Consider the following 10,482-nt stretch of genomic DNA (forward strand, 5'->3'; position numbering starts at 1 on the left):
CGGCTCCTAGCTCTCTAACTCGATATCGATGCCCAGCGAACGGATTTCCTTAACGAGTACGTTGAAGGATTCCGGCATGCCGGCATGCATGGTGTGGTCGCCGTCGACAATGCTCTTGTACATCTTGGTGCGACCTTCCACGTCGTCGGATTTCACCGTCAGCATCTCCTGGAGAGTGTAGGCGGCACCGTAGGCTTCCAGCGCCCAGACCTCCATTTCCCCGAAGCGCTGACCACCGAACTGTGCCTTGCCGCCCAGCGGCTGCTGGGTGACGAGCGAGTAGGAGCCGGTGGAACGCGCGTGCATCTTGTCGTCGACCAGGTGATTGAGCTTGAGCATGTACATGTAGCCCACCGTGACTGGCCGGTCGAAGGCATCACCGGTGCGCCCGTCATACAGGGCCATCTGGCCGGAGTCCGGCAGGTCGGCCAAGCGCAGCAGATGCTTGATTTCGCTCTCATCGGCGCCGTCGAACACCGGCGAGGCCATCGGCACGCCGCTGCGCAAGTTCTTCGCCAGGGCGATAACCTCGTCGTCGCTGAGCGTGTCAAGGTTCTCGACCCGGGTACCGATAGCCGAGTTGTAGACCTTGTCCAGAAACTCGCGAATTTCGGTCACCTGCTGGTCTCGGGCATCTCGGAGCATGGCATCGATCTTCACACCCAGCCCCTGAGCCGCGAGACCCAGGTGAGTCTCGAGGATCTGACCCACGTTCATCCGCGACGGTACGCCCAACGGGTTAAGAACGACGTCCACCGAAACACCATTGTCATCGAAGGGCATGTCCTCGACCGGCATGATGGCGGAGATGACGCCCTTGTTACCGTGACGGCCGGCCATCTTGTCACCCGGCTGGATACGACGCTTGACCGCCATGTAGACCTTGACGATCTTGAGCACGCCCGGCGCCAGATCGTCGCCTTGGGTAAGCTTGCGCTTCTTGTCCTCGAACCGCTCCTCCATCTCCTTGCGGCGGTTCTCCAACTGCTCGTCGGCCTGGGCCAGCAGCTCGTTGAGCGACTCGTCCTGCAGACGCAGCTTGAACCACTGCTGGCGCGGCAGCTCCTCCAGGTAGCTCTCGGAGAGCACGTCGCCCTTCTTGAGCTTGGGTCCGCCATTCACCGCCACGCCATTCAGGGTGCGCTTGAGGCGCTCGAAGGTGGCATCCTCGGCGATGCGATAAGTTTCCTGAAGATCCTTGCGCACCTCGTCGAGTTGCATCTGCTCGATGGCAAGTGCCCGGGAGTCCTTCTCGACGCCGTCTCGGGTGAAGACCTGAACGTCGATGACGGTACCCTTCATGCCAGTGGGGGCACGCAGGGAAGTGTCCTTCACGTCGGAAGCCTTCTCGCCGAAGATCGCGCGCAGCAACTTCTCCTCGGGGGTCAGTTGAGTCTCACCCTTGGGCGTGACCTTGCCAACCAGGATGTCACCCGGGCCGACTTCCGCACCGATATAGACCACACCTGCCTCGTCCAGCTTGGAGAGCGCCGACTCGCCGACATTGGGGATATCGGAAGTGATCTCCTCCGGCCCCAGCTTGGTGTCGCGGGAGACGCAGGTCAGCTCCTGGATGTGGATGGTGGTGAAGCGATCCTCCTGCACCACACGCTCCGAGAGCAGGATCGAGTCTTCGAAGTTGTAGCCGTTCCAAGGCATGAAGGCGATGCGCATGTTCTGGCCCAGAGCCAGGTCACCCATGTCGACGGAGGGGCCGTCAGCCAGGATGTCACCGCGGGCCACGGTATCGCCGGGACGCACGATGGGACGCTGGTTCATGCAAGTATTCTGATTGGACCGCACGTATTTGGTGAGGTTGTAGATATCGACGCCAGCCTCGCCGCCGATGATCTCATCCTCGTTGATACGCACCACGATCCGCCGTGCATCGACCGAGTCGATCACGCCGCCGCGACGCGCCACGGCGCAGACACCGGAATCTCGCGCCACGAAGCGCTCCATGCCGGTACCCACCAGCGGTTTCTCAGCACGCAGCGTCGGCACCGCCTGACGCTGCATGTTCGAGCCCATCAGGGCGCGGTTGGCATCATCGTGCTCGAGGAACGGAATCAGCGCCGCGGCCACGGAGACCACCTGGCGCGGAGAGACGTCCATCAACGTCACCTGTTCAGGACGCATGAAGGTGGTCTCACCCTTGTGGCGCACCTGGACCAGGTCGTCATCCAGCTTGTTGGATTCGTCCACGGCTGCCGAGGCCTGGGCGATGACATAGTCGCCCTCCTCTATGGCCGAGAGGTGCACGACATCGTCAGTCACCTGGCGGTCCACCACCTTGCGATACGGCGTCTCGAGGAAACCGTAGCTGTTGGTATGGCTGTAGGTGGCCAACGAGTTGATCAGGCCGATGTTGGGTCCTTCCGGTGTCTCGATAGGACACAGGCGACCGTAGTGGGTAGCGTGAACGTCGCGCACTTCGAAGCCAGCCCGTTCGCGGGTCAGGCCGCCTGGCCCAAGCGCTGAGACCCGGCGCTTGTGAGTGACCTCGGAGAGCGGGTTGTTCTGGTCCATGAACTGGGAGAGCTGGCTGGAACCGAAGAACTCCTTGACCGCCGCGGCGACGGGTTTGGCGTTGATCAGGTCCTGCGGCATCAGGCCTTCGCTCTCAGCCATGGAGAGGCGTTCCTTGACCGCACGCTCGACACGCACCAAGCCGACGCGGAACTGGTTCTCGGCCATCTCGCCGACACAGCGAATACGGCGGTTGCCCAGGTGATCGATATCGTCGACTTCACCGAAGCCGTTACGAATGTAGATCAATTCCTTGAGCACATCGAGAATGTCACGGTTATCGAGTACGCCCGAACCGGTATCCCCTTCACGACGCAAGCGACGGTTGAACTTCATGCGACCGACGCCCGACAGGTCGTAGCGGTCCTCGGTGAAGAACAGGTTGTGGAACAGGGTCTCGGCGGCTTCCTTGGTGGGAGGCTCGCCAGGACGCATCATGCGGTAGATCTCGACCAGCGCCTCGAGCTGGGAACCGGTAGTATCCAACCGCAGCGTGTCGGAGAGGAAGGAACCACAGTCGAGATCGTTGGTGTACAGCGTCTCGATGGTGGTGATGCCAGCCTGCCCGAGCTTCTCGAGCAGCTCGGGAGTGATCACGGTATTGCAGGGGCAGATCAGCTCACCGGTGCTGGAATCGACCTGATCACGAGCCAACGTCTTGCCGAACAGATAGTCCATCGGCACATCGAGACGCTCCAGTCCGGATTTCTCCAGCTGGCGGATATGCTTCTGGGTGATGCGCCGGCCTTCCTCGACGATGAGGTTGCCGTCGCCATCCTTGATGTCGAAGGTGGCGGTTTCACCGCGCAGGCGCGACGGCACCAGTTCCACAGAGAAACCGCCTTTCTCGATGTGGAAAGTGCTGGTCTCGAAAAACTCGTCGAGAACCTCCTCGGCGGTCAATCCCAAGGCACGCAGCAGCACGGTGGCCGGCAGTTTGCGGCGACGGTCGATACGCACGAAGACGTTGTCCTTGGGATCGAACTCAAAGTCGAGCCAGGAGCCGCGATAAGGGATTACGCGAGCCGAGTAGAGCAGCTTGCCGGAGGAGTGGCTCTTGCCCTTGTCATGATCGAAGAACACGCCGGGAGAGCGATGTAGCTGGGAGACGATGACCCGCTCGGTACCGTTGACCACGAAGGTCCCGTTCTCGGTCATCAGGGGGATTTCCCCCATATAGACTTCCTGCTCCTTGATGTCTTTGATGGCCTTGTTCGAGGAGTCCCGATCGTAGATGATCAGGCGAACCTTGACCCGCAAGGGAGCTGAATAGGTAACGCCACGCAACTGACACTCCTTGACGTCGAAGGCCGGAGTGCCGAAACGGTAGCTGACATACTCGAGCGCGGCGTTGCCGGAAAAGCTCTCGATCGGGAACACGGACTTGAATGCCGCGTGAAGTCCGCTCTCGAGGCGCTCATCGGCCGAGCGATCCTGCTGGAGGAAGTCGTAATAGGAATCAAGCTGGATCGCCAGCAGGTAGGGCACATCCATCACTTGGGGCAGTTTGCCGAAATCCTTGCGGATGCGTTTTTTCTCAGTGTATGAGTAAGCCATCTGTATTCCCCAGCTTGTTCACCATGGGTGACCGATGCGTGGTCGGCGCCACCTGACGGGCTCGACCCCGTCAGGCGCTGACGGCAAGCTCCCAGGAGGGTAGCTCGCCGTCGGGATTCTTCTAGCGGCGCTGCAACGGCAGGCGGCTAGTGCAACAGAAAAAGGCCGGCAGCGGGAGGGCCCGCCACCAGCCGTGGAAGCTTACGCAGCGCGTGAAGCCATGGGGCACAAGGATTACTTGAGCTCCACGCTCGCGCCGGCTTCTTCCAACTTCTTCTTGGCCGCTTCGGCGTCGTCCTTCGACAAGCCTTCCTTGATGGTTGCCGGCGCGCCGTCGACGGCGCCCTTGGCTTCCTTCAGGCCCAGGCCGGTAAGTTCGCGAACCGCCTTGATCACGTTGACTTTCTTCTCACCAGCGCTGGTCAGGACCAGGTCAAACTCGGTCTGTTCTTCGACGACTTCGCCAGCGGCAGCCGGGCCAGCCATGACGGCGGCAGCGGCAGAAACGCCAAATTTCTCTTCCATCGCTTCAATCAGCTCGACGACTTCCATGACGGACATGTCGGCGACGGCGTTGATGATGTCTTCTTTGGTCAGTGCCATTTTGGTCTTCCTAACTTTGCGGGAGCCTCGGCGCGCCGAGCGCTCGTCTATTCAGAGTTCGATTCAGGCTGCAGGAACGAGTTCGCCGATCAGGCGGCCTCTTCCTGCTTCTGGTCGCGCAGGGCGGCCAGAGTACGAACCAGCTTGCCGGCGGATGCTTCCTTCATGACGGACATCAGCTTGGCGATGGCCTCGTCATAAGTCGGCAGCGTTGCCAGTCGGTCAATGTCGCTTGCCGGAATCAGCTCGCCTTCGTAGGCCAACGCCTTCACTTCAAAGTTCTGATCCTGCTTGGAAAACTCCTTAAACAGCCGGGCGGCAGCGCCCGGATGCTCAGTGGAGAAGGCCAGCAGTGTCGGACCGATGAAGCTCTCGCTCAGGCATTCCCACTGGGTGCCTGAGAGGGCGCGGCGTGCCAGGGTGTTGCGGACAACACGAATCTGCACGCCATTCTCGCGGGCCTGCTTGCGCAGGTCGGTCATCTTCTCGACCGTGACACCACGAGAATCGGCAACTACGACGGAGAGTGCGCCCTTGGCCGCTTCACTGACCTCGGCAACGATCGCCTTCTTGCCTTCGAGTGCTAGTGGCACAGTGATCACTCCTTCGTGCCGGAACCTCGCAGGGCGGGTTCCGAGGGTTACCATCTCTTCCGTAGGCCGTCTTGTGACGAATTCCGGAAGTCCCGGGTGATGGTGCTCACCAGCGATCTGGCGGCCACACCATCTGCGCAGGCACCCACGCCGGGGACATTAAGCCGCCACTCGAGAGCGGCGGCGCCTGCGGTCTTTGACGGCGCCCCTCGCACCCTGCCTCGCAAGGCGCTCGGGGACCGCAAAGTTCTTGCAAACTACGCTTTCTGCGCGCTGCCGATACCCAGCAGCACGTCACTCTCACCCCGGCTACACTAGCGCGGAGTGGTCGAGGGTCAGACCCGGGCCCATGGTAGTGGACAGGGTGACCTTCTTGAGATAGATACCCTTGGACGTGCTCGGCTTGAGACGTTTGAGGTCGGCAACCAGCGCTTCCAGGTTGCCCTGGATGGCAGTTGCCTCGAAGTCGACCTTGCCCAAAGTGGTATGGATAATGCCGTTCTTGTCAGTACGAAAACGTACTTGGCCGGCCTTGGCATTCTTGACTGCAGTCGCCACGTCCGGCGTCACGGTGCCAACCTTGGGATTGGGCATCAGACCGCGCGGACCGAGGATCTGGCCCAGCTGACCGACGACACGCATGGCATCCGGTGAAGCGATGACCACGTCGAAGTTGAGCTGGCCTTTCTTGACCTGCTCGGCCAGATCGTCCATGCCGACGATATCGGCACCGGCTTCCTTCGCGGCATCGGCGTTGGCACCCTGGGTAAACACGGCGACGCGTACGTCCTTGCCGGTACCGTTGGGCATCACGGTGGCACCACGTACCACCTGGTCGGATTTACGCGGATCGACGCCCAGATTGATGGCAACGTCGAGAGACTCCTTGAACTTGACAGTGGACAGCTCATTGAGCAGCGCCACGGCCTCTTCCAGAGAGTACGCCTTGGTCGGGTCGACCTTTTCGCGAATCGTCTGGGCACGCTTGGACAGTTTAGCCATGATCAGAGACCCTCCACGTTCAGGCCCATGCTGCGGGCGCTACCAGCAATGGTACGCACAGCGGCGTCGAGATCGGCAGCCGTCAGGTCCGGCTCCTTGGTCTTGGCGATCTCCTCGAGCTGCTCGCGGGTCACGGTGCCGACCTTCTTCTTGTTCGGCTCGCCTGAGCCGGACTTGATCCCGGCCGCCTTCTTCAGCAGGACGGCCGCAGGCGGCGTCTTGGTGATGAAGGTGAAACTGCGGTCGGAGTATACGGTGATGACCACAGGAGTCGGCAGACCCGACTCGATCTCCTGCGTGGCCGCATTGAAGGCCTTGCAGAATTCCATGATATTGACACCGTGCTGACCCAGCGCGGGTCCCACGGGGGGGCTCGGATTGGCCTTACCGGCTGCGACCTGCAGCTTGATGTAAGCCTGTACTTTCTTGGCCATGATGGACTCCAGTTGGGTAATAGCGCCTTTCGGCTCCCCGGGTTATACGGCCGCCTCGGCGGCCAGACGTCAGATGCCTGGCAGAGAGGATTACTCCTTCTCGACCTGGGCAAATTCCAATTCGACCGGTGTCGCACGACCGAAAATCAGCACGCTGACATGGAGGCGACTTTTGTCATAATTCACTTCCTCGACCACGCCATTGAAGTCAGCGAAGGGACCGTCGACGACCCTCACGGACTGACCCGGCTCGAAAATGGTCTTGGGGCGTGGCTTGTCAGTGCCATCTTTCACCCGACGAAGGATGGCATCGGCCTCCTTCTGTGTGATCGGTGCCGGCTTCTCCTTGGTCCCACCGATGAAGCCCATGACTCGCGGCGTCTCGTTGACCAGATGCCAGGTGCCGTCATCCATTTCCATCTCGACCAGAACGTAGCCAGGATAGAATTTACGCTCGCTCTTGCGGCGCTTGCCATCCCGCATTTCGACGACTTCTTCGGTCGGCACCAGAATCTCGCCGAAGCGGTCTTCCATGCCATACATCTTCACGCGTTCCAGCAGGGAACGCATGACATGCTTCTCGAAGCCGGAGTAGGCGTGGACGACGTACCAACGCTTGGACATGAAAACTCCTAACCGATGACGCCGGACATCGCCCAGCCAAGAATGGTGTCGATCAGCCACAGCATCAGACCGACCACCAGCACGGCGACAAGCACGATACCCGTGGTCTGCACGGTTTCAGGGCGGGTCGGCCACACCACCCGTTGAATTTCTTTCTTGGCGCTCTTGGCCAACTCGGCCAGGTCGCGACCCTTGGTGGTAGTCAACGCAATAGCTGCGGCTGCAGCACAGAGAACGACAACACCCAACACGCGATAGAGAATGGCCTGGTCGGCAAAGTAGGTGTTCCCCACGACAGCCACAACCAGCAACGTGATGACCACCGCCCACTTGAGCCCGTCGTGGCGCGACTCCTGCACCTCGGCGTTATGTTTCATGAAAACGTGACTCCTCAGGGTGCGGCAATCGAATCATATATCTGATAGATGGGTGCCAACCTGGGGAAGGTTGGCAGGCCAGGAGGGAATCGAACCCCCAACCTGCGGTTTTGGAGACCGCTGCTCTGCCAATTGAGCTACTGGCCTGTATCTTGATGCGCACAAACCCCTTGCGGGCTGCATGCACAACAGCGGGCGCTATAATAGCGAAGGTCGAGCCTGCTGACAACCCCTTCCGACATTCTCGCACCGGAAGAAAAGAAAAGGCGAGCTTTCGCTCGCCTTTTCCCGTCTGGAGCTCATGGACGGATTTGAACCGTCGACCTCACCCTTACCAAGGGTGTGCTCTACCCCTGAGCTACATGAGCAAAACCCTTTGGCACATCTTGCATGCCCAGCGACGACGCTTTCGTCAGCGCATACCATACTGGAGCGGGCAGCGGGGATCGAACCCGCATCATCAGCTTGGAAGGCTGAGGTTCTACCATTGAACTATGCCCGCCTACCCACTCTGGCTGCCGAATCGCCAAAGTCGATCACGGCATGAAACTTGGTGGAGGGGGAAGGATTCGAACCTTCGAAGCTTTCGCGGCAGATTTACAGTCTGCTCCCTTTGGCCACTCGGGAACCCCTCCAATTGGCGGCTAATTCTACCGCCTCTACGAACCATGTCAAGTGCTTGCTTATCAGCAACTTGCTTGGGATCACCCCTAGCGGGACCGCCCCCGGCCGTGGAACGCGCTGCATTGTGTCAAAGCAGCATGGAGAAAGCAAGGCCCGCGCGGATTTTTTCCAGCCCTGCCGGCGCAGGCACCCGCGGGGCGCCCGACATGCGTCCGGCGCGCTCGGCGGCGGTCAGCGGAAAGCACGCCTCCAGTCCCCCATACACCATATCTGGCCAGACGGCATGGGGCGACTGCATACCGCGCGCCACGACGCGCGCATCCCCTCCGGTAAGCAGCATCGGCAACGCCACGCCCTCACGGTCACACACTTCCGCATAGATCCGGTTGATGGCGCTGACCGCCGCCATGTAAATACCGTGATTGACCGCCTCCACAGTACGCTGGCCAGGCAGCAGCAGCTCTTCGGCCTCGCTGTCGGGGTCGATGGCCACGTTACGCGTACCCAGCTTTAGGCTCTCTTTCATCAGCCGCAGTCCAGGAATGATATAACCGCCCAAGTGCCGACCACCGGGCAATACGAAGTCAACGGTGATGGCACTACCACAATCAACCGTGCAACAACCACCCGCCAACTGGTAACCCGCCAGCACCCCCATCCAGCGGTCGACTCCCAGCCGGTGAGGCTCTTCATAGCCATTGACTACGCCAAGCGCCTCAGGAACCGATCGAGCCACATGGACACCACGCACGCGACTGTGCAGTAACGAGACGGTCTGCTCCAGCACCGCCTCCCGGGCCACGCTCGAGATCCGCACGGCCTCCACCACGTCAAGATCGGGAATGTCGGAACCGGGCCTCCACTCCTCTCGAGTCCAGACCGCGCCACGCGACCGGATCTCGCTGCTATCGGCATCCTTCAGGCGCCACTTCGACAGCGTGTTACCAATGTCCAGATCAAGGATCATGAGCGTCCACGCACGCTGATCTCACCACCCGCCAAGCGGTCAAGCCGCCCATCGCGAATAATACAGAGATTCCCTGATTCGTCGACGCCTTTCGCCGTCGCCGCCAGGCTCTGCCCGCTCCGGAGCACGTCGATATCACAACCGGCAAAGGCATGCCGGGCATTCCACTCGTCGCGCCAGGCAGAAAAGCCCTCGCTTTCGTAGCTGGCGAGTAGCGGCAGGAGCTGATTCAGCAATTCGAATGCCAGACGATTGCGAGACAGCCCCGGCGCCTGATCTTGCACCGCCGCGACCGGCTGTTCGATCGTCTCGCGAAATGCCTGGGGCAGGCTGACATTAATCCCCATGCCAATCACGACCTCGCAGGGACCTGCCGTATCGCCGCTGATCTCGACCAGGATGCCGGCAAGCTTTCCCAAGCTACCATCGTTGTTTTCCAACAACACATCGTTGGGCCACTTGAGCTTAGGAGTAACCCCGTGCCGCTCAAGCACCTGGGCAAGCGCCACTCCCACGGCCAGGCTGAGTCCCTCAAGGGCCACGACGCCGGAATCGAACCTCCAGCCGAGAGACAACATCAGGGCTCGCCCCCAGGGTGTCGACCAGGACCGCCCACGACGCCCACGGCCGTCGCTCTGCTGCTCCACCAGGCACACCTCACCATGCCCGGCACCCTGGTCGAAGCGATGACGGATGAACAGGTTGCTCGACGGCAGCGTCTCTTCAATGAATAGGCGGGCAAGATGCTGTCTGCCCTGCCGTGACAGACCAGCCACGATGGCACCACCATTAAGCAGTTCCAGCGGACCCGATATGCGGTAGCCCTGCCCCTTGATGGCTTCCAGGGGGATATCCAGCGCCTCGAGCTTCTTCAGCTGTTTCCATACCGCGGTACGCGATACGCCCAGTCGCTCGCCCAACTGCTCCCCGGAGTGAAACTCCCCGTCGCTCAGCAGGCGGATCAGATCACCGATGGTCATGCCCTATGCCCCAAACGGGAAAAGGCCCATTCTAGCGGAACTGCCGCAAGCCCTGCACTGATTACAAAAAGAAAAACCCCGAGCTCTTTCGAGCTCGGGGTTTTTGGAATAAGTGCCTGACGATGACCTACTCTCGCATGGGGAAACCCCACACTACCATCGGCGCTGATCGGTTTCACTGCTGAGTTCGGC

At 60.7% G+C, this 10,482-nt stretch carries 9 protein-coding genes and 4 tRNA genes; all 13 read right to left on the reverse strand.

Going from position 1 to position 10,482, the window contains the following annotated elements:
- Positions 1 to 6 precede the first annotated feature (6 nt).
- The 13 genes from rpoB to DU490_RS15525 all read right to left on the reverse strand — a co-directional run bounded on the left by rpoB (position 7) and on the right by DU490_RS15525 (position 10,290).
- Complete coding sequence (gene rpoB, locus DU490_RS15465; RefSeq protein WP_114575152.1) at positions 7 to 4,086, reverse strand: DNA-directed RNA polymerase subunit beta; 4,080 nt, start codon at positions 4,084 to 4,086, stop codon at positions 7 to 9.
- 234 nt (positions 4,087 to 4,320) lie between these two features.
- Positions 4,321 to 4,689, reverse strand: a complete 369-nt coding sequence (gene rplL / locus DU490_RS15470; protein WP_114575153.1) for a 50S ribosomal protein L7/L12 — start codon at positions 4,687 to 4,689, stop codon at positions 4,321 to 4,323.
- Between the two features lie 89 nt (positions 4,690 to 4,778).
- Complete coding sequence (rplJ, locus tag DU490_RS15475) at positions 4,779 to 5,282, reverse strand: 50S ribosomal protein L10 (protein WP_114575154.1); 504 nt, start codon at positions 5,280 to 5,282, stop codon at positions 4,779 to 4,781.
- Between the two features lie 309 nt (positions 5,283 to 5,591).
- Positions 5,592 to 6,284 carry a 50S ribosomal protein L1 gene (rplA, locus tag DU490_RS15480; protein WP_114575155.1) on the reverse strand — a complete coding sequence of 231 codons (693 nt, stop codon included), beginning with the start codon at positions 6,282 to 6,284 and terminating at the stop codon, positions 5,592 to 5,594.
- Positions 6,285 to 6,286: 2 nt separating this feature from the next.
- Entirely contained in the window at positions 6,287 to 6,718 is a 432-nt protein-coding gene (rplK, locus tag DU490_RS15485; protein ID WP_114575156.1) for a 50S ribosomal protein L11, read from the reverse strand.
- Positions 6,719 to 6,808: 90 nt separating this feature from the next.
- A complete protein-coding gene (nusG, locus tag DU490_RS15490) occupies positions 6,809 to 7,342 on the reverse strand; it encodes a transcription termination/antitermination protein NusG (protein WP_114575157.1) in 534 nt (177 codons plus the stop codon).
- 8 nt (positions 7,343 to 7,350) lie between these two features.
- A complete protein-coding gene (secE, locus tag DU490_RS15495; RefSeq protein ID WP_114575158.1) occupies positions 7,351 to 7,719 on the reverse strand; it encodes a preprotein translocase subunit SecE in 369 nt (122 codons plus the stop codon).
- Positions 7,720 to 7,790: 71 nt separating this feature from the next.
- A tRNA-Trp gene (locus DU490_RS15500) sits at positions 7,791 to 7,866 on the reverse strand.
- 146 nt (positions 7,867 to 8,012) lie between these two features.
- Positions 8,013 to 8,087: transfer RNA gene (locus DU490_RS15505), tRNA-Thr, on the reverse strand.
- A 60-nt stretch (positions 8,088 to 8,147) separates the two neighbouring features.
- Positions 8,148 to 8,221: transfer RNA gene (locus DU490_RS15510), tRNA-Gly, on the reverse strand.
- Between the two features lie 49 nt (positions 8,222 to 8,270).
- A tRNA-Tyr gene (locus DU490_RS15515) sits at positions 8,271 to 8,354 on the reverse strand.
- Positions 8,355 to 8,470: 116 nt separating this feature from the next.
- Positions 8,471 to 9,310, reverse strand: a complete 840-nt coding sequence (locus DU490_RS15520; RefSeq protein WP_114575159.1) for a type III pantothenate kinase — start codon at positions 9,308 to 9,310, stop codon at positions 8,471 to 8,473.
- Positions 9,307 to 10,290 carry a biotin--[acetyl-CoA-carboxylase] ligase gene (locus tag DU490_RS15525; RefSeq protein ID WP_114575160.1) on the reverse strand — a complete coding sequence of 328 codons (984 nt, stop codon included), beginning with the start codon at positions 10,288 to 10,290 and terminating at the stop codon, positions 9,307 to 9,309. The genes DU490_RS15520 and DU490_RS15525 overlap by 4 nt, the downstream gene beginning before the upstream one ends.
- Between the last annotated feature and the right edge of the window lie 192 nt (positions 10,291 to 10,482).

The organism is Halomonas sp. DQ26W, assembly GCF_003339685.1.
Lineage (GTDB): Bacteria > Pseudomonadota > Gammaproteobacteria > Pseudomonadales > Halomonadaceae > Halomonas.